Here is a 22209-nt window from a genome sequence, read left to right as displayed (position 1 = left end):
GCACCGTGCGGCTTGACCGTCGCGATCGGTGCCGCGTCGGCAGCGTGTTCGACGGGCGGCGCGGCGTCGCTCAAAACGCCTGCCCCAGCGAGACATAGACCGCGACGCGCGGATCGCCCGGCGCGGGATTGACGGGCGTGCCGACATCGATGCGGATCGGCCCGAAATTCGAATAATAGCGCACGCCGAGCCCCGCGCCGTAGCGCAGCGCGCCGAAGCTCGGCAGCAGCCCGGTCGAGATATTGCCGCCATCGAAGAACGGCACGACCCCGAAATTGCCGAACGTCTTGACGCGCGCCTCGACCGAGAATTCGGCGAGGCTGCGTCCGCCGACGGGGTCGTTGTTGGGATCGCGCGGGCCGATGTCCTGATAGCCATAGCCGCGCACCGACGCACCGCCGCCCGCATAGAAGCGCCGCGACGGCGCGATCGCATCGCGCGGCGCACCCGCGATCGTGCCGAGCCGGATCCGCGCGGCAAGCACGGTGCCCTTGGCGACGCTCTTGTAGGCGCTCGCATCGACTTGCATCCGCGCATAGCCAAAGGCTTTGCCCTCGAGCGAGATCTCGGGCGACAGGCGTCCGCTGAGGCGAAAGCCGCGCGTAGGATCGAGCAAGTCGTTCGACCCGTCATAGCTCAGCACGCTCGGCAGCGCGCCGATGAAATAGGTCCGCCGCCGCGGCGCGCCGGTGTCGAGGATCACGTCGCGCTCGTCCGAGGCGACGAGTTCGGCGCCAAGCGACCACGTCCATTTCTTCTGGAAGAAGATGTTGGTCTGGCGCTCGAGGCTGCCCGACAGCGACACCGTGCGTGCTTGATAGGCGTTGCGTTTGACGTTCGAGGCGACCGTCTGGAAGGTCAGGATCCGGTCGCGTCCGTTGAAATTGTTGCGGCGGAAGGTGGCGCTGGCCGATTGCTCCTGCGTGCCGAGCACCCCCGCCAGCGTCAGCGCGCCTTCGGGCGGAAAGAGGTTGCGGTTGGTCCAGCTGAGCGCCGCACGCGCGCCCTCGCCGGTGCCATAACCGAGCTCGCCGGCGATGGTGTGCTTTGGCGCTGGCTCGAGCCCGACCGCGATGTCGACCGTGCCGGGTTCCTTGCCCTCTACCGGTGTGATCTTGACGCTCGACACCAGGCTGGTCTGGACAAGCGCACGGCGCAGATCGGCGAGCGCCGAGGCGTCGAACGGCTGGCCTGGCACGAAGCGCGCAATGTCCTGGACGTGGTCGGCATCGAAGATCGCGCTGCCCGACGTCATTGTGATCGCCCCGAAACGGCGCGCGCCGCCGGGGACGACGGTCAAGTCGAGCGTCGCGGTGTGCGCGGCCCGATCGACCACGATCTGCGGATCGCCGACGATCGCGAACGGAAAGCCGCGATCGCCGATCGTCGTGCGCAGGCTCGTCTCGGCCGCCAGCACCGCATCGACGTTGACCGCGTCGCCCGGGTCGAGCCCGAACGCCTTGCGCAGCGCTGGCGCCTTCTCCCCTGCGGCATCGACCCCGGCGACCGTCACGCCGCCGAAGGTGTACAGCGTGCCGGGTTCGGCATCGAGCACCACGAGCGGCCGCGCCGCAGGCTCGACGCGTGTCCCGACTCGCGCGTCGTAATAGCCTTCGCCGCGCAGCAGCGTCGTCAGCAAGGTCGCATCCTCGCGCGCGCGGCGGTCGAGCTGTGCGGCGTTGGCGGGTTGCCCGTCATTGGCCTTCAACGTCGAGAGTTGCGCAAAGCGATCGCGCAGCAGCGTGCTCGCCACACTGTCGATCCCGTCGATGCGGTAGCTGTAGCGCGTCTCGCCGGTCATCGCGGTCGGGGTGTCGGCGACAACGGGTTCCTGCGGCGCTTTCGACAGATCGGGCCAGTCGACCCCGAGTCCCGGCAACGGTGCCATTGGCGATTGCGGATCGAGCGGGAGCGTCGGCTGCGGCCCCCGATCGGCGGGAGACGCGATCGGGCTCGCCGACGGCCGCGTCTGCGCCGCCGCCGCGCCGCACCCGACACACCAAAGAATTCCAGCGGCCGCCCGATACGCGCGCCGCCGCCCGACCGATAACGACATACGCCGTCCTAGCCCGGCTGCCGGGCGAACGACAGGGGTTTAGCGCGCGCCCGGCGGCGCAATCAGTGAATCGTGCCGATCGCGCGGTCGAACGAGAGCAAGGCGATCAAGCGCTCGATCTGCCGCCAGCGGCAGAAGTGCAGATAGTTGCCGAGATCGCGGCTGCGGTTGGCGCGCGCGGCGGCCTCAAGCCCGGCGTCGCCGCCGAAGACGGTGATGAGATCGGTCGCGTGCGTCACTTCGGTGCAATCCGCGAGATAGGGAACAACCATGCACTCTCCGCACGTTACGCGACCGCGGGCTTGCGGACACGCGCTCGCTTCACGGTTCGTGCCAGTCCGCGACATCCCCCTAAGCCCGCGCCTGACAAAGGTTAACGCCTCCCCGCGCGCCGCCCCAAGGCTCCCAGCATGGGACGCTGGCGTCCTGCGGCGGGACATGGCACAGCGCACGACATGGTCCGCTCATCCCCTCCCCGCACCCCGCTTGCCGGCGGTGCGCTCATCGCGATCGGCGCGATCGCCGGAACCGGCATCGGCCTGTTCACGCCGCTCGGCCCGACGCGTGGCTTCCTGATCGGGCTTGGGGTCGGGGTGGCGATCTCGCTCGTCATGTGGCTGCGCGACCTGCGGCGCTAACGCAGCGCGCGCGACAGCCAGACCACGCGGCCGATGATCGCGGCGGCAGTCGTGGTGATCGGCGGATAGGCCGGATTGTCGCTTTCGATCAGCATGCCATCCCTGGCCTTCGACACGCGTTTGACGAGCACGACGCCGTCGAGCCGCAGCACGAAGATCGCCGGCACGGTGCCTAACCGCGTGTCGCGCTCGTCGATCACGATCTGGTCGCCATCGGCGATCGTCGGCAGCATCGAATCGCCCCGCGCGCGCAGCATCGCCGCATCCTTCGCGCCGAGCCGCAACGATTCGAGCAAGCGCGGGTCGAGCAGCATCGCCCCCTCCCCCGGCGCGTCGCCGCTGAACGCACCCGGGCCGGCCGAAGCCTCGATATCGAGCCGACGGATCGGCGCCATACGCGGAGCCGCGACGCCGCCGAGTTCCGTCGCATCGACCCGGAAATAGGCAGCGAGCAAGGCGCGGTCGCGCTCGGCCAGATCGCGGGGCGTGCCGCGGCGGACATATTGCTGGAGATACGCCTCGTTGCGGCGAAGCATCCGCGACAGCGCGGCATAGCTGACGCCCTGCGCGTCGATTAGCGCGGCGAGCCGCGCGCGAGGATCGGAAGCGTCCATCGTCGCCATGATAGCCATAGGAATTTTCCTAGACAAGTTGGAAAATAGAACGGATCGTGAACACAAAGCCCATCGGCGCCGACGAATCGTGAGGAGACCGCCATGTCCGTGTTGCAGAAGATCGACCGTTATCTGAGGGCGAGCGCGATGCCGCCAACTACCTTCGGGCGGCTCGCGGTGCGCGACCCCCGCCTCGTGCGCGACTTGCGCCGCGGCCGCGAACCGGGCGCCCGTATGGTGCGCCGGATCGAGGCGTTCCTCGCCGACCAGCGGGTGTCGCGGTGAGCCGCGGCCCCGATGCCGCGACGCTGCTCCGGCGTGCCCTAGAACGCCATGCCGACGCGGCGGGATGTGATGTCAGCGTGTGCGTGCGGGATTCGACTCGCTGGGCGAGCGCGACCTTTGCCGGCGCGCGTCACACCGTGGCGCTGACGCTGCGCGACGATCCCGCGGGCGGACTATGGCTAAAGGCGCTCGCCGAAGCAGACCTGCCGCTGCGCGGGCATCTCGTCGCAGACGTCGTCACCCTTTCGGTCACACGGCACGACGAAGATCTCTTGGTAACACTCGAAGCGCTGACCGTCGAAGTTTGACCGATGCGACCCGTCACCGGCGCTTACGCGAGTCAGCGCGGATCGGTCGCCATCTTTCGCAAGCTGCCGAGCGTCCCTTCGATCGTCTCGGGCGAGGCTGCGGCGGGGTCGCGGCGGCCGACGACGCGTTCGAGCCGGTCGAGCAAGGCGTGGATCGTTTCCGACGGATCGCCCGCGCTCTCGGCGGGGCGAGCCGGACGCGAGATCGGGCTGGGCGTGCGCCGCGCCGGGACGGGAGCGTCGATCGGGCCGAGCGGGAAGGTTTCGAAGCGTTCGCTCGGATCATAGGTCTGACGACGTGGGAGCGGGAGCGGGAGCGGCGCGCTCGACGCCGACTCAGGCTTGGGCTGGTCGTCGGGATCGGACGTCGGCACCCCGGGCTCGCGCAGGAAGCTTGAATCATAGGCCGAAAGCGGCTCGTCGAGATCAACCGGCAGCGGCCGTTCGACCAGCGGCGCAACGTCATCGGCATCGAGGTGCACCGGGCGCGCCCGGACTTCGAGGAACGGCGTGCCGAGATCGGTATTGGCAAACAGCGGACGGCGCGCCGGCGCATCGGGATGCGCGTCGGCGCGACGCAGCACGGGCGCGTTGTCGCCGTCCGAAACCGGGCGGCGCAGCGCGATCGTGCGGCCGCCGAAGGTCAGGAATAACGCGAACCATGCGAGCACGCCGACACCACCACCGCACAGCAGCACCAAGGCGGCGCGCGCGGTGAGCCCCAAGGGCGGTTCGGCTGCCGAGATCACCGCGGCGATGCCGCTATCGACCACCATCGATTCGAGCAGCGCGGTCGGGATCAGCGCAAACATCGCCGCGGTCAGCACCCCGATTATCCCCGCGACGAGCGGGGCCAGCGGGAGGGTCAGGCGTTGAGGATTGGAGGAGACGGCCATGCACTCTGCTCTGCCATACTATCAGTAAGTTTTTGGTAAACGGGCGCGTAACGCGCCACGTTAACGGCCCAGTTACGCTCTGCCTCGACAAAAGTACGCCCGCGCTCGCGGCGGCCTTCCCAGCTCCCACGGTCCGCGAGCAGATCGGCGAGCGATTGTGCCATCGCGCCTGGGTCGCCGGGCGGGAACAGCGTGCCCGTCTCGGGATCGCTGATCAGCTCGCGGTGCCCGCCAACGTCCGAGGCGGCGACGAGTCGGCGCTGCGCCATCGCCTCGAGCGGCTTGAGCGGCGTCACCAGATCGGTCAGCCGCATCTTCTTGCGCGGGTAGGCCAGCACGTCGATCACGCTGTAATAGCGATCGACCTCGCCGTGCGGCACGCGCCCGACGAAATGGATCTGCGCCGCCACCGGCGATGCCGCGGCTTGCGCGCGCAACACCGCCTCCTTCGGACCGCCGCCGACGAGCACGAGATGCGCTTGCGGGCGCGCAGCGACCAGGGCGGGCATCGCCGCGATCAGATCGTCGAGCCCTTCATAATCGTAGAAACTGCCGATGAAGCCGATCACTTCCTTGCCCGTCACGCCGAGCGTTGCGGCAAGCGCGGCGTCGTGCGGCAGCGGCGTGCCGAACATCGCCAGATCGACGCCGTTGGGCGAGACGATCAGCTTGCCCGGATCGATCCCGCGCGCAATCAGATCATCGCGCAATCCCTCGCAAATCACCGCGACCGCATCGGCCCGCTTTACCGCCCAGGTCTCGAGCGCGCGAGTCGCACGATAGCGCAGCGATCCTTCGCGCCCCGTCCCGTTGCCGACCGACGCGTCTTCCCAGAAAGCGCGGATCTCGTAGACCAGCGGCAATTTGTATCTGCCCGCGACGCGCAAGCCGGCGAGCGCATCGAGCACGGGCGAATGCGCGTGGAGGATATCGGGCTTGAACTGCTCGACCACCTCGCCGATCCGCCTCGCGAATGCGGCGATCTCGCGCAGTTCGCCGAATGGCGCGGGCAAGCGCTTGACCGCGGCGGTGCGGTAGAAGTCGATGCCATCGACGCTCTCCAGCCCCGCCGCTGGCGATGCATGCCGCGGCCCGGTGACTGCGGCGATCGTCCAGCCGCGTCGCATCTGGCTCTTGAGGATCGCGCGGGTGCGAAAGGTGTAGCCGCTTTGCAACGGCAGGCCGTGATCCAGAAGATGAAGAATACGCATGCTATCGCCCTAACGCACGAGTGCTTAACGGAGCCTCAACTTGAACGCACGTAGAGCGGCTGTGCCCGTTCGGGCCACCCGGCGATAGGGCGGATGCGAGCATCGGAAAGGAGCGCGACGGCATGATCGACAATCTCGCGCTGGCGATCAGCCACGGCCTGATCGCGCTGACGATCTGGCGGCTGCTGCGCCGGCCCGATCTCGACCGCGAAAGCGTGCCCGGCGAGGCCCCCGCCCGAAAGCGGAAGGGCCGCCCGCTTGCGTGATCTCGTCTTCGTCGCCTTTCTCGCCGCCTTCTTTGCGGCGGGGTTTCGCCGGCCGTTCATCTTTGTCCTCGCTTATGTCTATATCGACGTCGTCGCGCCGCAGCGGCTGACGTATTTCCTGCTCAACAGCATCCCGATCTCGCTGATCGCGGTGGTGCTTTCGGTTGGCGGATGGCTCGTCGCCGATGACAAGACCGGCACGCGCGTCGCGCCGCGGCAGGGCCTGATCGTCGTGCTGATGGTCTATTGCTACTGCACCACGCTCACCGCCGATTTCCCGGTCGAGGCGCTCGATAAATGGGGCTGGGTGTGGAAGTGCCTGGCGTTCGCCGCCTTCCTGCCCTTCACGCTGCGCACCAAGCTCCGGATCGAAGCGCTGCTGCTGGTGATGGTCGCCTCGGCGGCATCGATCATCATCGTCGGCGGGATCAAGACGATTGCGAGCGGCGGCGGCGGCTATGGCTCGCTCAACTTGATGGTGTCGAACAATTCGGGGCTGTACGAAGGCTCGACCATCTCGACGGTCGCGGTCGCGATCATCCCGCTGATCCTGTGGTTCACGCGGCACGGCACGATCTTCCCGCCCGACTGGAAGGTGAAGGGCTTCTGCTATGCGCTCGTCTTTTCGTGCCTGTTGATCCCGGTCGGCACCTCGACGCGTACCGGATTGCTGTGCATCGGCCTCGTCGCGGTGCTGATGCTGCGCGATGCCAAGCGCAAGGTGCTGTATCTGTGCCTGCTCGCTACCGCGGGCATGATCGCGGTGCCCTTCCTGCCATCGTCGTTCACCAACCGGATGAGCACGATCAAGACCTACAAGGGCGACGAATCCGCCTCGACGCGGCTCGCGGTGTGGGGCTGGACCTGGGACTATGCCAAGGAGCACCCGATGGGCGGCGGCTTCGAAATGTACCGCCAGAACAAGATCCGCTACGATACCGAACGCGTCGAAGGGACCGCCGCGAATGCCACCGTCGACCGCCATTTGACGGTGGATCAGGCCCGCGCCTTCCATAGCGCCTATTTCGAGATGCTCGGCGAACAAGGCTTTCCCGGGCTGATCCTATGGCTTTCGATCAGCCTGATCGGCATTTTCCGGATGGAAGTGCTGCGCCACCGCTATCGCAAGGCGGCGGCGGATATGGCGTGGGTCACGCCGCTCGCCGGCGCGTTGCAATCGGCGCATATCGTCTATCTGCTCGGCGCGGCGTTCATCGGCATCGCGTTCCAGCCGTTCGTCTACATGCTGATCGGCGCGCAGATCGGGCTCGATACCTACCTCTCGCGCAAGCGCGCCGGCGCGCCGTGGCAGCCGCGCCGGGCGGTGCGAACGGTCGAACCTGCGTCCGCCTGATGTCGGCCCCCGCCCCCGACCCTGCCGTCCGCCGCCACGAACTCCGCGCCTTGACCGGAATGCGCGGGATCGCCGCGTGGTTCGTCGTGCTCTATCATATTCGGCTGTCGCTCGACTGGCTGCCGCCAACGCTGCTGGCCGTGTTCGCCAAGGGGTATCTCGCGGTCGATTTCTTCTTCCTGCTTTCGGGCTTCGTGATCTGGCTGAGCTGGAGCGCGCGGCTGCGGCACGGCGGGGTCCGCGCGGTTCCAGGCTTCCTGTGGCGCCGGCTTGCACGGATCTGGCCGTTGCACATCGTCGTGCTCGGCGCGACGCTCGCGCTGGTGCTCGCGCTTGCCGCGACCGGGCGGCACGATGCGGCGCATTACCCGTATGCCGAACTGCCGCTCCATGTCCTGCTGATGCAGACATGGGGGTTCACCGATCGCCTCGCATGGAACGACCCGAGCTGGTCGATCAGCACCGAATGGGCGGCGTATCTGCTGTTCCCGCTCATCGCCTTCGCGCTTGACTGGCGGCGCATACCGAGCTTGGGCGTGGTCGCCGCGATCGTCGGCTTGCTCGGGCTGTTGCACGTCGCGATGGCGGGTTCGCCGACGCTTGGCTTCGAGATCTGGACCTACGGGCTACGGCGCTGTCTGATCGAATTCGCGGTCGGCGGCGCGCTGTGCTCGCTATGGGAGCGGTGGCGCGATGCACCGATCGTGCCTGCGCTCGTGGCGATCGGCTGTACGGTGGTGGCGTATGCCGCAAAGCTATCGGGCCAGCCCGAGACGCTGACGGTGCCGGCCGCCTTTGCTGCCGCGCTGCTTGCGCTCGCCCTGACCTCGGGACTGCGCGGCAACCTGCTCGAAATCCCCGCGCTGCATTATCTCGGTGAGATCAGCTATGCGACGTATCTCAGCCATTTCCTGCTGTTCGTCATCTTCAAGCTCGCCTTGCTCGACGATGTCCACAGCATCGCGCCGGTCCTGGTCGCGCTGTATCTCGCGCTTGTCCTCGGCACGTCGGTGGCGCTCCACCACCTGGTCGAGCGCCCCGCGCAAAGCTGGATGAACCAAATCCCCGCCCGCTTGCGGCGAGCGGGAATCTCGGGTCAGGCGTCTTCCAGCTCTTCCTGAAGTGCGGCGAGGATCGCCTTGTTGAAGGCAGGAATATCCTCGGGCTTGCGGCTGGTGATGAACGATCCGTCGACGACGACTTCCTCGTCCACCACATCGGCACCCGCATTGGCGAGATCGGTGCGCACCGACGGCCAGCTCGTCATGCGGCGACCGTCGACGACATCGGCCTCGATCAGCAGCCACGGCGCGTGGCAAATCGCGGCGATCAGCTTCTCGTCGTCGGCGAATTCCTCGATGATCTCAATCGCGCGGTCGTTCATCCGCAGCGTGTCGGGGTTGGCGACGCCACCCGGCAGCAGCAGCGCGGTGTAATCCTCGGTATCGACGTCGTCGAGCAGCATGTCGGGGGTGATGGTGTCGCCCTTCTCGTCATGGTTCATGCCCTGGATCGGGTTCATTTTCTCCGAGGCGAGCGTCACCTTGACGCCGGCGTCGAGCAGCGCCTGGCGCGGTTCGAAGAGTTCGACTTGCTCGAAACCATCGGTTGCGAGAATGAGCACGTGGACGTTTGAAAGATCGGCCATGGGAAGTCTCCGGCTAAGTGTTCCGGCGGCTTAACCATCGGGAGGGCCAGCCCGTTCCGGAACGTTGCGATGGCCCGTGCATTCATAAGGGCCATGACGAAGCTTTCTTACCACGACGACAGTGACCCTGGTATTACACGCAAGGCCGTGCGCCATGGCTGGGGCTATTACGATGTCGATGGTGCGCGCATCACCGATCGCGACGAGATCGACCGGCTGAACGCGATCGGCCTGCCCCCCGCCTATCGCGATGCATGGTACTGCCCGAGCCCGACGGGCCATATCCAGGCGGTCGGCTGGGACGAGAAGGGCCGCAAGCAATATCGCTACCACGTCGATTTCCGCGAGACGCAGGAAGCGGCCAAGTATGAGCTGTGCGCGCCGTTCGGCCATGCGCTGCCCAAGCTGCGCGCACGCGTCGCCGCCGACCTCGCCAAGCGCGGGATCGGCAAGGATACCGCGGTCGCGGCAGTCGTCCGGCTGCTCGATCTCGGCAAGGTCCGCATCGGCAACGAAGGCTATGTGAAGGCGAACAAGAGCTTCGGCGCGACCACCTTGCGCAAGCGCCACGCCGCGCTGAAGGGCCAGTCGCTGAAACTCCAGTTCAAGGCCAAGTCGGGCAAGCTGCGCGTGCTGACGATCACCGACGGATCGCTCAGCCGCTTCGTCAAGCGCTGCCAGGATCTCCCCGGGCAGCACCTGTTCCGCTGGGTCGACAGCGACGGCGAGGCACACCCGGTCACCTCGTCCGATGTCAACGCCTATATCCGCGAGGCGATGGGCGCCGATTTCACCGCGAAGCATTTCCGCACATGGAGCGCGAGCGTGCTCGCGTTCGAGGCGCTCGCCGGCGCGACGCACGACATCAGCCTCAAGACCATGTTGCTCCCCGTCAGCGAAGCGCTCGGCAACACGCCCGCGATCGCGCGCAAATCCTACGTCCACCCCGCTTTGCTCGCGCTCGCCAAGGACGGACAGTCCGCGTTTCGCGAAACACTCCGCCTGCCGCGCAGCACGCAGCATCTGAGCCGCGCCGAACGCGGCTTGCTCGCTTTCCTCGAACAGGGCACGCCGCCGTCTTCCGCGAAAGCCGCCTGAGAAGTTTTAAATGACCGTCAAGAATAGCACTTCGATCCTGCCGCCGATCCGCGTCCAGGATTTCGACGAACAACTCCGCAGCCTGATCGGCACGACCTATCGCTGGGCCGCGACACATTGGCTCCAGCTCATCATTGCTGTCGGGATTGCCAGCCTGCTGGTGTTCGCGATGCATTTGGTGCGGCGTATCGCGCGCAAATACTGTGCGCACCCCAGGCAATCGCGACGCTGGGGCGCGATCGTCGCGCGGGCGGTGCTGGCGACGGGCAACACCTTCATGGTGGTGGCGGCGGTCAAGCTCGTCAGCGCGGGCAATTTCGCCGGCACGCCGCAAGAAGTGCGCGCGACGATCAACTTCGTCTGGATCCTGACGGCGGGCTATCAAGGCGCGATCTGGGCGCGTGAGATCATCATCGGCGGAATCGAATATCGCACCGCCGACGAGCATTATTCGGGCGAGGCGATCGGCAGCGCGATGGGGATCATCCGCATCCTCGTCGGCTTTGCCGTGTTCGCGATCGCCGCGATCGTCGTGCTCGACAATCTGGGGGTCAACGTCACCGGCCTGATCGCGGGTCTCGGCGTCGGCGGCATCGCGATCGGTCTGGCAGCACAAGGCATCTTTGCCGATCTGTTCGCCGCGCTGGCGATCATCTTCGACCGCCCGTTCCGCCGCGGCGACGCGATCAGCTATGACAAATCGTCGGGTACGGTCGAGGCGATCGGCCTCAAGTCGACGCGCATTCGCGGCGTCACCGGCGAGGAGCGGATCGTCGCCAACAAGCAGTTGCTCGAGAAGGAAATCATCAACAACACGCAGCGCGAATATCGCCGCGTCGTGTTCACGCTTGGGCTGGTGCAATGGACGCCGATCCAGACGCTCGAGGCGCTGCCGACGATGATCAAGGCGGTGGTCGAGGACAAGGGCATGAAGTTCGTCCGCGCGGGCTTCACCACCTTCGGCGCGAGCAGCTACGATTTCGACGTCGAATTCGATTCGCCGAGCGCTGCGTTCCAGGAATTCTACGATGCGCGCCACATGGTCGGGCTGGCGATCATCCGCTGCCTCAACGATGCGGGGATCAGCCTCGCTTATCCCACGCAGACGAGCTTCACCGCCGCGCCCGACGGTGAGATGGTGCTGCCTTATGCCGCGACCGACCCGCGCCCGGCTGCGGAGAAGGCCGAGCCGACGCCCGTCCCCGCCCACCGCCAGGGAACGGGCGCGACGCCGAGCGACTCGGCGGTCGATGGCGATTCAGGCCACAGCTAACCCGCCGTCACCCCGGCCTTGTGCCGGGGTGACGTAGCGGCTCAGATCCCGCCTTCGTCGAGGCTCAGCAACGTCGCATTGCCGCCCGCGCTGGTCGTATCGATCGACACCGCGCGCTCGACCACGAAGCGGTGGAGGTAATGCGGCCCGCCCGCCTTTGGCCCCGTCCCCGAAAGCCCCTCGCCGCCAAACGGCTGCGACCCGACCACCGCGCCGATCATCGAGCGGTTGACGTAGAGATTGCCGACTTGCGCCAGCGCCTCGGTCTCGTCGGCAGCGCGCGCGATGCGGCTGTGGAGCCCCATCGTCAGGCCATAGCCCTTGGCGTTGACCGCCGCGATCGTCTCGGCGAGCTTGCCCGCCGGCCATGTCGCGACGTGCAGGATCGGCCCGAACCATTCCTGCGTCAGATCCTCGATCCGATCGAGCTGCACCAAAGTCGGCGGAACGAAGAGCCCGTCGGCGGGCGCGTCGAGCGTCTTCACCACACCAGCGCGCGCGCGATACGCCATCAGCTTGTCGTACGCCGCCTGGTCGATCACGGGGCCGACATCGGTTGCCGGATCGGCCGGATCGCCGAGCCGCAGCGTGTCCATCGCGCCCTTCAGCATCTCGATCGTCGTGCCCGCGATCTCCTCCTGCAACAGCAGGAGGCGGAGCGCCGAACAGCGTTGCCCGGCCGAGCGGAACGCCGATGTCACCACGTCCGCGACGACCTGCTCGGGAAGCGCGGTCGAATCGACGATCATCGCGTTGATCCCGCCGGTCTCGGCGATCAGCGGGACGATCGGACGGTTGTCGTCCTCGAGCAGCGACCGCGCGATCTTCCGCGCAGTGGCGGTGGAACCCGTAAAGGCGACGCCCATCACGCGCGGATCGGCGGTGAGCGCGGCGCCGACTTCGGGGCCGCCGGGGAGCAGGATCAGCGCGTCCTGCGGCACACCCGCTTCATGCGCTAACTCGACTGCGCGCGCGGCGATGCGCGGCGTCTGCGGCGCGGGCTTGGCGACGACGCTGTTGCCCGTAACGAGCGCGGCGACCGTCTGGCCCAGGAAGATTGCGAGCGGGAAGTTCCACGGCGCGATCGTCGCCCACACCCCGCGCCCGTCGAAGCGCAACACGTTGCGCTCGCCGGTCGGCCCGGGGAGTTCGATCGGCTGGAGGCCATCGCGTGCTTGCTGAGCGTAGTAGCGACAGAAGTCGACTGCCTCGCGCACTTCGCCGAGCGCATCGGGGATCGTCTTGAAGGCTTCCTGGACGCAAATCGCCATCAGTTCGTCGCGGTGCTGCTCGAGCAAATCGGCGAGCCGATCGAGGCACGCGGCGCGCTGGGTGACGGGGGTGGCCGACCAGGCTGGGAACGCCGCATGCGCACGCGCGACCTCATCTCCCCTCCCGCTTGCGGGAGGGGTTGGGGGAGGGAAATGCGAAACGGTCGAAGTCGCGCCTGAGGCACGCCCCTCCCCTAGCCCCTCCCGCAAGCGGGAGGGGGATTCGACCGCCGCAACCGTCTCGCGCAACACCACCCGGTCCGCCAGATCGAGCCCGGCGCTGTTCCGCCGCCCCGCCCCGAACAGATCGACCGGCAACGGAATGCTCGGATGCCGCGCGCCGCCGACCGCGGCGATCTTCGCCACCGGGTCCGCGAGGATCTCCGCCTCGGTCAGCCGCTCGTCCGCCAACTGATGCACAAAGCTCGAATTCGCCCCATTCTCGAGCAACCGTCGCACCAGATACGCCAGCAAATCGCGATGCCCGCCGACCGGCGCATAGACCCGGCAATGATAGCCATTCTCGCGCACCATCCGCTCGTACAGCCCGTCACCCATGCCGTGCAGCCGCTGGAATTCGAAGTCGCGGCTGTTGCCGGCCCATTCCATGATCGTCGCGACCGTCAGCGCATTGTGGCTGGCGAAGGCCGGACGGATGTTCGGCGCATCGAGCATGTCGCGCGCCACCGCCAGATACGACACGTCGGTCGCAGCTTTCCGCGTGAACAGCGGATAATCGGCCAGCCCCTCGACCTGCGTGCGCTTGATCTCACTGTCCCAATAGGCGCCCTTGACCAGCCGCACGTTCATGATGCGATCGAGCGCGCCCGCCCAGGCAACCACCGGCCGCGCGCGCTTGCCGTACGCCTGCACCGCCATGCCGAAGCCGTCCCAGCCCTTGAGGCTCGGCAGTGCGGCAACGGTGCCGATGATGTCGAGGCTCATTTCGAGCCGCTCGCTCTCCTCGGCATCGACCGTCAGCGCGATGCCCTTGCTCGCCGCCTGCAGCGCAAGCGCCTCGAGCATCTCGGTCAGCGCCGGCACGCACTCGTCCCAGCGCGACACTTCATAGCGCGGGTGCAGCGCCGACAATTTGACCGAGATCGAATGCCCCGCCGCCGGATCGCGCCCGACCGCGTCGACCGCATCGGTGTAAGCGCGAAAATAGCGCTGGGCGTCGTCGTGCGTCCGCGCCGCCTCGCCGAGCATGTCGAAGCTTGCGGTAAAGCCCTTGTTCTCGGGCTTGCGCATCCGCTTCATCGCTTCGTCGATCGTGCGGCCCATCACGAAGATCTCGCCCATCATCCGCATCGCCGCGCCGACCGCCTGGCGCACGAACGGCTCGCCCGCGCGGCTGATGAGACGGCGGAGAGAACTCTGCGTCTGCCCGTCGCCAACGAGCGCACGGCCGACCACCAATCCCCAGGTCGCCGAATTGACGAGCGTCGAGTTCGACTTGCCCGTGTGCGCGCGCCAGTCGGCATCGCCGAGCTTGTCGGCGATCAGCAGATCGGCGGTCTCGGGATCGGGCACGCGCAGGAACGCCTCGGCGAGCGACAGCAGCGCCACACCCTCGGACGAATTGAGCCGATATTCCTGTAGAAACTGGTTCACCCACCCTTTTCCCTGCGCCGCGCGCAGGTCGGCGAGCAGGCCCAGCGCATGTCCCATTACCCGCTCGCGCGAATCGGGCGTGAGCGCGGCACGGTCCAGAAGCGACTTTAGAACATCGGGTTCGCTCGCCCGGTGCAAAGCGCCCATGGATTTGCGGGCTGTGGACGCTACGTCAAAGGTCATGTTCCGGTTTCCGGTCAGGGTGAGACTTGCGCGCGGCGTGCGTGAGTGCCATTTGCCGGCGCGACGTCGCCTATGCGACGAATTTGCTTTCAGGGGAATGCCGTGACGACTGTTACAGCTCAGGAAATGACCGGCCGGATCGGTACCGAACAGGTGTCCGACTGGGTCGAGGTCAGCCAGGAGATGATCGACAAGTTCGCAGACGCGACGGGCGATCATCAGTTCATCCACGTCAACCCGGCAATGGCCGCGATGACGCCGTTCGGCGGGACGATCGCGCACGGCTTCCTCACGCTGTCGCTGATGCCGCTGCTGTCGTCGAAGATCATCGATCCGGTGACCATCGAGGGCGTGAAGATGGGGATCAATTACGGCGGCAACAAAGTCCGGTTCCTCCAGCCGGTCCGCTCGGGCAAGCGCGTGCGCGGTCGCTTCAAGCTGCTGAGCTTCGACGAGAAGCGCCCGGGCCAGTGGCAGCAGACCAACGAATTCACGGTCGAGATCGAAGGCGAGGAAAAGCCCGCGATGATCGCCGAATGGATGTCGCAGATTTTCGTTTGAACGGTCGCGGCCTTTGGCCCTCTCCCGCTCTTCGCGGGAGAGGGTTGGGTGAGGGCCTTCTTCTCGTCGACGCCAGAAAGAGAAGAAGACCCTCACCGACTGCGACTAGGCCCGCCGGAAGACGGCGGACCAAGTCTCCGTAGCCTCTCCCGCGAAAGCGGGAGAGGCGTTGCAAGAAGGAAGAAACCCATGCGTTCCGCCGTCATCGTCTCCACCGCCCGCACCCCGATCGGCCGCGCGTACCGCGGTGCCTTCAACAACACCCCCGCCCCGACGCTCGCGTCGCATTCGATCCGCGCTGCGGTCGAGCGCGCCGGGATCGAGGGTGGCCTCGTCGACGACGTCGTGTTCGGCTGTGCGCTCCAGCAGGGTCACCAGGCCGGCAACATCGCGCGCACATCGCTGCTGCGCGCCGGCCTTCCTGTGACCGTTCCTGGCATGTCGGTTGATCGCCAGTGCGCCTCGGGCCTGATGGCGATCGCCACCGCCGCCAAGCAGATCATCACCGACAACATGGACATCACCATCGGTGGCGGCGTCGAGAGCATCAGCCTCGTCCAGACCCCGCAGATGCGCGTCGCACCCGATCCCGAGCTGATCGCGATGCACAAGGACGTCTACATGTCGATGCTGGTCACCGCCGAGACGGTCGCCAAGCGCTACAATATCAGCCGCGAAGCGTGCGACGAATACGCGCTCGAATCGCAGCGCCGCACCGCCGTCGCGCAGGCCGCCGGCTATTTCAATGCCGAGATCGTCCCGACCAGCGCAAGCATGGCCGTCACCAACAAGGAGACCAAGGAGGTCACCTACAAGGACGTCGCGCTGTCGAAGGACGAGGGCAATCGCCCCGAAACGACGCTCGAGGGCCTTCAGGCGCTCCAGCCGGTGATGGGCCCGGGCATGAACGTGACCGCGGGCAACGCCTCGCAGCTCTCGGACGGCTCGTCGGCGTCGGTGCTGATGGAAGAGAAGATCGCCTCGCAGCGCGGCCTCCAGCCGCTCGGCCGCTATGTCGGCATGGCGGTCGCGGGCACCGAACCCGACGAGATGGGCATCGGCCCCGTCTTCGCGATCCCCAAGCTGCTCGAGCGCTTCAACCTCAAGATGGACGATATCGGCCTGTGGGAGCTCAACGAAGCCTTCGCCGTGCAGGTGCTCTATTGCCGTGACAAGCTCGGTATCCCGAACGAGCTGCTCAACGTCTCGGGCGGCGCGATCTCGATCGGCCATCCCTACGGCATGACCGGCGCACGTGCGACCGGCCACGCGCTGATCGAAGGCAAGCGTCGCGGCGCGAAGTATGTCGTCGTGACGATGTGCATCGGCGGTGGCCAGGGTGCGGCCGGGCTGTTCGAGGTCCTGTAATTGAAATAGGCGCCGGATTCGGCTATGACTGCGTTGGCGATGTCATAGGCGCCTCTCATAACGAGCCCCGGTCGTGCTAGCGGCCGGGGCTCAATACGTTTGGGGCTCGGCTGCTAGACCGAGCCCCGCCCGTGCACCCTAGTCTTTGCGGGCTACCTCGATGATCTTCAGGACTAACGTCCCAAAGGCGAAGAGCACGCCCAGGATCAGGCACAGATCGGCGACCGTCATAGGTACACCTCTCATCTAGGCGGCCAAATTGCCGCCAACGATGTGAATAATATCGTTTTTTGCGGTCGGCAAATGTCGACAGAGCTAGCCGCAGTCAGCGGGGGAAGCAGCATGAGATAATCCTCTAATGCTCAGCGGCGCGCGACCGTCATTCACCGCCGTTCATTGCCTAAGATGCGCGGCAACCAACCGCGCGTTCCGTCGTTTCTCTCTCGAACCATCCTTCAGGAGAGACTCGCATGGCCGACACGCACGAAATTACCCAGACGCTCTGGAAGAAAATGGCCGACAGCCCGTTCCTGATGGTCGGTCTGGCCGATGGATCGTCGCACAGCGAGCCGCTTACCGCACAGCTCGACAAGGATCTGGTCGACACGCTGTTCTTCTTCGTCGGCAAGGACAATCGCCTGATCGGCGGCGGCAAGGTGATGGCGCAGTTCGTGTCCAAGGGTCACGATTTCTTCGCCTGCATCGCCGGCACGATCGCGCAGGACAATGATCGCGCGATGATCGACAAGCTGTGGAACAAGCAAGTCGAGGCCTGGTTTCCGGGCGGCAAGGAAGATCCCAACCTCGCGCTGCTGCGCTTGAAGATCGACAATGCCGAGCTGTGGGAAACCGACATCTCGCTGTCGGGCCGCCTCAAGATGCTGTTCGGCGGCACGATCAAGTCCGACGAAAGTGGCAGCCACGCCGTCGTGAACACGACCGCAGCCTGACCAACACTTTTCGGCCCTGTCTTTACCGGAGACAGGGCCGACCCGAACCCTACGATGAAGCGCGCGGCGTCAGCCGTGCGCTTTCATCCATTCCTCGACCACCGGCGCGACCTTGTTGCGCCACTTCGATCCGTTGAAGATGCCATAATGCCCGGCGCCCTCGGCCATGTAATAGCGCTTCTTCGCGTCGGGCAGGCTGGTCGCGATCGTCAGCGCAGCCTTGGTCTGGCCGAGCCCCGAAATATCGTCCTTCTCGCCCTCGATCGCCAGGATCGCGATGTCGGTGATCGCGGCCGGGTCGACCACGCGCCCGCGGTGCGTCATCGTGCCCTTGGGCAGCGCGTGATCCTGGAACACGACGTCGATCGTCTGCAGATAGAATTCGGCAGTCATGTCGCAGACCGAGCGATATTCCTCGTAGAACGCCTTGGTCGAGTCGGCCTGGAGGTCCTCGCCCTCGACGAGATGTTTGAACAGCTCGTAATGCGACATCATGTGGTTGCCGAGGTTCATCGACATAAAGCCGGCGAGCTGCAGGAAGCCCGGATAGACGCGGCGACCCGCACCCGGATAGTTGCCCGGGATCGTCGCGATGACGTTCTGGCTGAACCAGCTGTGCGGCCGCTCGGTCGCCAGCGTATTGACCGCGGTCGGCGCCTCGCGCGTGTCGACCGGCCCGCCCATCATCGTCAGCGTCTTGGGGCGGCACGGGTTGTTGTCGGCGCTCATCACGCAGGCCGCGGCGTAGCACGGCACCGACGGCTGGCAGACCGCGAGCATGTGCGTGCCGCCCTGCCCTTCGTTCGCGCCGATCGCCTCGAGGAATTCGATCAGATAATCGACATAATCGTCGAGATCGAACTTGCCCTCGCTCAGCGGCACGAGCTTCGCGTCGCGCCAATCGGTGATGTAGACGTCGGCAACGGGCAGCATCCGCTCGACCGTGCCGCGCAGCAGCGTCGCATAGTGTCCCGACATCGGCGCGACGATCAGCAGCTTGGGGCCGCCCTCGATGTCGACACGCCGGAAGCGTTTGAGTTGTCCGAAGGCTTTGCGCAATACCACGTCTTCGACAATCGCCACCTCGGCGCCGTCGATCGTCGTGCTGTCGAGCCCGAAGGCGGGCTTGCCGCGGGGTGCCGCGGCATGCGCGAACACCTCGAGCGCGGAGCCGAGCACCGCCCCCCCGCCGAAATAGGCAAAGGGATTGGCAGGGTTGCTGAGCAGTCCGGCACTGAAATCGGCCATGGCGCTGGCGCCTGCCAGCATCGACTTCTGCATTTCGTAAGCGTTGTAAAGCATACCGGACTTTCTAGCAGACAATCGTAAATGTCAAAATACTGTCTATGCTGCGCTGCGGCAAACAGCAATGCCGGGTTTGCCGCAATTCCGTAGCGGATTGAGGCAGGGTCTGGCGCCTGCTACGCACCGCAGATGGTCGAAACACAACCCGCCGCCGTCCCGATCGATCCTCCCGTCGCGCCGCCCCGGCCGAGCGGGCGAAAGCTCGCCAGCCTGGCGATGGTGTGGCGCTACACCTCGCGCTATCCGCTCCAGCTCGCGATTGCGCTGGTGGCGTTGCTCGTCACGTCGACGACGACGCTCGCGACATCGTGGAGCATCAAGTCGGTGATCGACCGTGGCTTCACGCACGGCGCCGGCGACATCGCGCATATCGACCATGTCTTCTACGATCTGCTCGGCCTCGTCGTCGTCCTCGCGATCGCGACCGCGATCCGCTTCTACTTCGTGTCGTGGCTCGGCGAACGCACCGTGGCCGACATCCGGATCGCCGTTCAGGCCAACCTCCTGCGGCTCGCGCCGCGCTGGTTCGAGGAGAACCGTCCGTCCGAAGTCGCCTCGCGGCTGACCTCGGACACCGCGCTGATCGAAGGTGCGGTCGGCACGACGGTGTCTGTCGCGCTCCGCAACGGCCTCACCGGGATCGGCGGCGTGATCCTGCTGTTCGTCTTCGCGCCGAAAATGGCCTTGTCGATCGTGATCGGCGTGCCGCTGATCATCCTGCCGATCATGCTGCTCGGCCGCCGCGTGCGCAGCCAGTCGCGCGCGAGCCAGGACCGCATCGCCGATATCGGGTCGATGGCGGTCGAGACCTTCACCGCGATGAAGATCGTCCAGGCGTTCGGCCAGGAAGCGCGCGAGGAAGCGCGCTTTGCCTCTGCGGTCGATCGCAGCCTCGATGCCGCCAAGCGCCGGATCGCGACGCGCGCGATCATGACCGCGCTGGTGATGGGGCTGCTGTTCGGCGCGGTCACGCTGCTGATGTGGTCGACCGTCGGCGACGTCGCCGCCGGGCGGCTGTCGGCGGGGTCGCTCGCCGGCTTCCTCGTCACCGCGACGCTGGTGACGGGCTCGTTCGGCTCGCTGACCGAAGTCTATGGCGACCTGCTCCGCGCCTCGGGTGCGGCCGAGCGGCTGTCCGAGCTGCTCGCCGAAGTCCCCGAGATCCGCGCGCCAGCGCAGCCGACGACGCTTCCCGTGCCCGCGCGCGGCACGCTCGAATTCGATCATGTCGAGTTCCGCTATCCGACGCGGCGCGATGTCGCCGCGCTGCACGATTTCTCGCTATCGGTGAAGCCCGGCGAAACCGTCGCGATCGTCGGTCCGTCGGGCGCGGGCAAGACCACCTTGTTCCAGCTGATCCAGCGCTTCTACGATCCCGAGGCGGGCAGCGTGCGCATCGACGGTGTCGACTTGCGCAACGCCGACCCCGCCGAGGTCCGCGCCCGCATCGCAATGGTGCCGCAGGAGACGGTGATCTTCGGCGCGTCGGCGCGCGACAATCTGCGCTACGGTCGCTGGGACGCGCCCGACGACGCGCTGTGGGCGGCGGCCGAGGCGGCCAATGCCGCCGAGTTCCTCCACAAGCTGCCCGAAGGGCTCGACACCTTCCTCGGCGAGGGTGGCGCGCGGCTATCGGGCGGTCAGCGCCAGCGCGTCGCGATCGCGCGCGCGCTGCTGCGCGATGCGCCGATCCTGCTGCTCGACGAAGCGACCAGTGCGCTCGATGCCGAAAGCGAGCGGCTCGTCCAGGAAGCGCTCGAGCGCCTGATGGCAGAGCGCACCACGCTCGTCATCGCGCACCGCCTTGCAACGGTGCGCGCCGCCGAGCGGATCATCGTGATGCGCGAGGGCCGGATCGTCGAGCAAGGCAACCACGCCGCGCTGATCGGCGAGAGCGGCCTGTACGCGCGACTCGCGAGCTTGCAGTTCAGCGAAGCGGCGTAAGCCTTAACCGTCACCCCGGGCTTGTCCCGGGGTCCACCGTGCCGCACACTCCGGCCGTCGGGACATGCAGCCCGGTGGACCCCGGGATAAACCCGGGGTGACGAGGGAGAGCGCACCATGGCCAGAGACTTCGACATCATCGTTTATGGGGCCACCGGTTTCACAGGCCGCCTCGTCGCCGAATATCTCACGCAGAGCGGCGCACAGCGCTGGGCGATGGCGGGCCGATCGCTGTCGAAGCTGCAGGAAGTCCGCGACCTGATCGGCGCACCCGCCGACACCCCGCTCGTCACCGCCAATTCGGATGACGCCGCCAGCCTGCGCAGCTTGTGCGAACGCACCAAGGTCGTGCTCACCACGGTCGGCCCGTACCAGCTCTATGGCAATGACCTCGTCGCCGCCTGTGCCGAAACCGGCACCGCTTATGTCGATCTGTGCGGCGAACCAGCGTGGATGCGCCACATGATCGACGCGCATCACGAGACCGCCAAGCGCACCGGCGCGCGGATCGTCTTTTCCTGCGGGTTCGATTCGATCCCGTTCGATCTCGGCGTGCTCGCGCTGCAGGACGCTGCCAAGGCCAAGTTCGGGCATCCGATGCCGCGCGTGAAGGGCCGTGTGCGGAAAATGCAGGGCGGCGCGTCGGGCGGCACGGTCGCCAGCCTCAAGGCGACGCTCGCCGCCGCCGCCAAGCATCCCTCGATCCTCGGCCTGCTCATCAATCCGTTCGCGCTCACCCCCGGTTTCGAGGGGCCAGCACAGCCCAAGGGCCTGCTTCCCGAATATGACCGCGCGATCGAGGCATGGGTCGCGCCGTTCATCATGGCGCCCATCAACACCAAGAACGTCCACCGCACCAACTTCCTGCTCGGCGAGGCGTATGGCGCCGACTTCGTCTATGACGAGATGATGGTCGCGCCGGGGATCGGCGAGATGGGCAAGGCCGCCGCCGAGGCGATCGCGCGGATGAACCCGCTTTCCAGCGACAAGGGCCCCAAGCCCGGCGAGGGCCCCTCGCCCGAGGAACGCGACGCAGGCTTCTACGACCTGCTCTTCATCGGCGAAGGCGCGGGCGGCGAGCGGATCGACTGCGTCGTCACCGGCGACAAGGATCCGGGCTATGGCTCGACCAGCAAGATGATCGCCGAAACCGCCTTGTGCCTGGTCGAAGATGTCGCGGGAGAAGGCGGCATCTGGACCCCGGGCGCGCTGATGGGGAAGGTGCTCGCCGACCGCTTGCAGGCGAAAGCGGGGCTGACCTTCCGCGCCGGATGAGCTCGCGCCGTCGCCCCGGCGCAGGCCGGGCCCGCTCGGATGCGCGCGCCCCGCCGGGGGCACGCCCCATCGGGCCGGCCCCGGCCTTCGC

The 22209-nt window shown here is 66.7% G+C and carries 21 protein-coding genes; 13 read left to right on the top strand and 8 right to left on the bottom strand.

The window, feature by feature from the left end; all coding sequences use genetic code 11:
* Window positions 1–70: 70 nt before the first annotated feature.
* Entirely contained in the window at window positions 71–2056 is a 1986-nt protein-coding gene (locus tag E2E30_RS02740) for an autotransporter assembly complex protein TamA (protein WP_133187021.1), read from the bottom strand.
* A gap of 62 nt (window positions 2057–2118) precedes the next feature.
* Window positions 2119–2328, bottom strand: a complete 210-nt coding sequence (locus E2E30_RS02735) for a hypothetical protein (RefSeq protein WP_133187019.1) — start codon at window positions 2326–2328, stop codon at window positions 2119–2121.
* Window positions 2329–2466: 138 nt separating this feature from the next.
* On the opposite strand from E2E30_RS02735, the gene E2E30_RS02730 reads away from it, so the two are divergent.
* Window positions 2467–2694, top strand: a complete 228-nt coding sequence (locus tag E2E30_RS02730; protein WP_229839414.1) for a hypothetical protein — start codon at window positions 2467–2469, stop codon at window positions 2692–2694.
* Here E2E30_RS02730 and E2E30_RS02725 read toward each other — a convergent pair.
* Complete coding sequence (locus tag E2E30_RS02725) at window positions 2691–3326, bottom strand: S24 family peptidase (protein ID WP_229839413.1); 636 nt, start codon at window positions 3324–3326, stop codon at window positions 2691–2693. The two genes, E2E30_RS02730 and E2E30_RS02725, sit on opposite strands and share 4 nt — an antisense overlap.
* 84 nt (window positions 3327–3410) lie before the next feature.
* On the opposite strand from E2E30_RS02725, the gene E2E30_RS02720 reads away from it, so the two are divergent.
* The gene (locus E2E30_RS02720; protein WP_133187017.1) at window positions 3411–3593 is read left to right on the top strand and encodes a hypothetical protein; all 183 of its coding nucleotides are present in this window, start codon (window positions 3411–3413) and stop codon (window positions 3591–3593) included.
* Window positions 3590–3901: a hypothetical protein gene (locus E2E30_RS02715; protein ID WP_133187015.1), complete on the top strand. Its 312-nt coding sequence runs from the start codon at window positions 3590–3592 to the stop codon at window positions 3899–3901. Before E2E30_RS02720 ends, E2E30_RS02715 begins: the two co-directional genes overlap by 4 nt.
* A gap of 32 nt (window positions 3902–3933) precedes the next feature.
* Here the strand turns inward: E2E30_RS02715 and E2E30_RS02710 are convergent, their stop codons facing one another.
* Together E2E30_RS02710 and E2E30_RS02705 are read right to left on the bottom strand one after the other, a co-directional pair.
* Window positions 3934–4797, bottom strand: a complete 864-nt coding sequence (locus E2E30_RS02710; protein WP_133187013.1) for a hypothetical protein — start codon at window positions 4795–4797, stop codon at window positions 3934–3936.
* On the bottom strand, window positions 4767–6008 hold the full coding sequence (locus E2E30_RS02705) for a TIGR04063 family PEP-CTERM/XrtA system glycosyltransferase (protein WP_133187011.1): 1242 nt from the start codon (window positions 6006–6008) through the stop codon (window positions 4767–4769). Before E2E30_RS02705 ends, E2E30_RS02710 begins: the two co-directional genes overlap by 31 nt.
* Before the next feature lie 122 nt (window positions 6009–6130).
* On the opposite strand from E2E30_RS02705, the gene E2E30_RS20675 reads away from it, so the two are divergent.
* The 3 genes from E2E30_RS20675 to E2E30_RS02695 are packed head-to-tail and all read left to right on the top strand — an operon-like array spanning window position 6131 to window position 8749.
* Entirely contained in the window at window positions 6131–6274 is a 144-nt protein-coding gene (locus E2E30_RS20675; RefSeq protein WP_165954436.1) for a hypothetical protein, read from the top strand.
* The gene (locus E2E30_RS02700; protein WP_133187009.1) at window positions 6267–7628 is read left to right on the top strand and encodes a putative O-glycosylation ligase, exosortase A system-associated; all 1362 of its coding nucleotides are present in this window, start codon (window positions 6267–6269) and stop codon (window positions 7626–7628) included. Before E2E30_RS20675 ends, E2E30_RS02700 begins: the two co-directional genes overlap by 8 nt.
* Window positions 7628–8749, top strand: a complete 1122-nt coding sequence (locus E2E30_RS02695; RefSeq protein ID WP_165954435.1) for an acyltransferase family protein — start codon at window positions 7628–7630, stop codon at window positions 8747–8749. Before E2E30_RS02700 ends, E2E30_RS02695 begins: the two co-directional genes overlap by 1 nt.
* Here E2E30_RS02695 and E2E30_RS02690 read toward each other — a convergent pair.
* On the bottom strand, window positions 8725–9276 hold the full coding sequence (locus tag E2E30_RS02690) for a type 1 glutamine amidotransferase domain-containing protein (RefSeq protein ID WP_133187007.1): 552 nt from the start codon (window positions 9274–9276) through the stop codon (window positions 8725–8727). The two genes, E2E30_RS02695 and E2E30_RS02690, sit on opposite strands and share 25 nt — an antisense overlap.
* 93 nt (window positions 9277–9369) lie before the next feature.
* Between E2E30_RS02690 and E2E30_RS02685 the strand changes: the two genes are divergently transcribed.
* Both E2E30_RS02685 and E2E30_RS02680 read left to right on the top strand, forming a co-directional pair.
* On the top strand, window positions 9370–10374 hold the full coding sequence (locus E2E30_RS02685; RefSeq protein ID WP_133187005.1) for a DNA topoisomerase IB: 1005 nt from the start codon (window positions 9370–9372) through the stop codon (window positions 10372–10374).
* A gap of 10 nt (window positions 10375–10384) precedes the next feature.
* Window positions 10385–11647 (top strand): mechanosensitive ion channel family protein, encoded by a 1263-nt coding sequence (locus E2E30_RS02680; RefSeq protein ID WP_133187003.1) that lies wholly within the window; start codon window positions 10385–10387, stop codon window positions 11645–11647.
* Window positions 11648–11688: 41 nt separating this feature from the next.
* Here the strand turns inward: E2E30_RS02680 and putA are convergent, their stop codons facing one another.
* Window positions 11689–14679, bottom strand: a complete 2991-nt coding sequence (gene putA / locus E2E30_RS02675) for a bifunctional proline dehydrogenase/L-glutamate gamma-semialdehyde dehydrogenase PutA (protein WP_240699090.1) — start codon at window positions 14677–14679, stop codon at window positions 11689–11691.
* A 162-nt stretch (window positions 14680–14841) separates the two neighbouring features.
* Here putA and E2E30_RS02670 point away from each other — a divergent pair, with 162 nt between their 5' ends.
* The 3 genes from E2E30_RS02670 (at window position 14842) to E2E30_RS02660 (ending at window position 17594) form a co-directional block, all read left to right on the top strand.
* On the top strand, window positions 14842–15276 hold the full coding sequence (locus E2E30_RS02670) for a MaoC family dehydratase (RefSeq protein WP_165954571.1): 435 nt from the start codon (window positions 14842–14844) through the stop codon (window positions 15274–15276).
* A gap of 189 nt (window positions 15277–15465) precedes the next feature.
* Window positions 15466–16644, top strand: coding sequence for an acetyl-CoA C-acyltransferase (locus E2E30_RS02665; RefSeq protein WP_133186997.1), 1179 nt, complete (start codon window positions 15466–15468; stop codon window positions 16642–16644).
* A gap of 470 nt (window positions 16645–17114) precedes the next feature.
* Window positions 17115–17594, top strand: coding sequence for a pyridoxamine 5'-phosphate oxidase family protein (locus E2E30_RS02660; protein WP_133186995.1), 480 nt, complete (start codon window positions 17115–17117; stop codon window positions 17592–17594).
* A gap of 69 nt (window positions 17595–17663) precedes the next feature.
* On the opposite strand, the gene E2E30_RS02655 is transcribed toward E2E30_RS02660, so the two are convergent.
* Window positions 17664–18896 (bottom strand): polyhydroxyalkanoate depolymerase, encoded by a 1233-nt coding sequence (locus tag E2E30_RS02655; RefSeq protein WP_133186993.1) that lies wholly within the window; start codon window positions 18894–18896, stop codon window positions 17664–17666.
* Window positions 18897–19028: 132 nt separating this feature from the next.
* Here E2E30_RS02655 and E2E30_RS02650 point away from each other — a divergent pair, with 132 nt between their 5' ends.
* Together E2E30_RS02650 and E2E30_RS02645 are read left to right on the top strand one after the other, a co-directional pair.
* The gene (locus tag E2E30_RS02650) at window positions 19029–20843 is read left to right on the top strand and encodes an ABC transporter transmembrane domain-containing protein (RefSeq protein ID WP_133186991.1); all 1815 of its coding nucleotides are present in this window, start codon (window positions 19029–19031) and stop codon (window positions 20841–20843) included.
* A gap of 117 nt (window positions 20844–20960) precedes the next feature.
* Window positions 20961–22118 carry a saccharopine dehydrogenase family protein gene (locus E2E30_RS02645; RefSeq protein WP_133186989.1) on the top strand — a complete coding sequence of 386 codons (1158 nt, stop codon included), beginning with the start codon at window positions 20961–20963 and terminating at the stop codon, window positions 22116–22118.
* Window positions 22119–22209 lie beyond the last annotated feature (91 nt).

This window comes from Sphingomonas sp. AAP5 (assembly GCF_004354345.1).
In the GTDB taxonomy this organism is placed as follows: Bacteria; Pseudomonadota; Alphaproteobacteria; order Sphingomonadales; family Sphingomonadaceae; genus Sphingomonas; species Sphingomonas glacialis.
The sequence above is the reverse complement of the archived record's forward strand: the minus strand, read 5'-3'. Positions and strand labels throughout refer to the sequence as shown.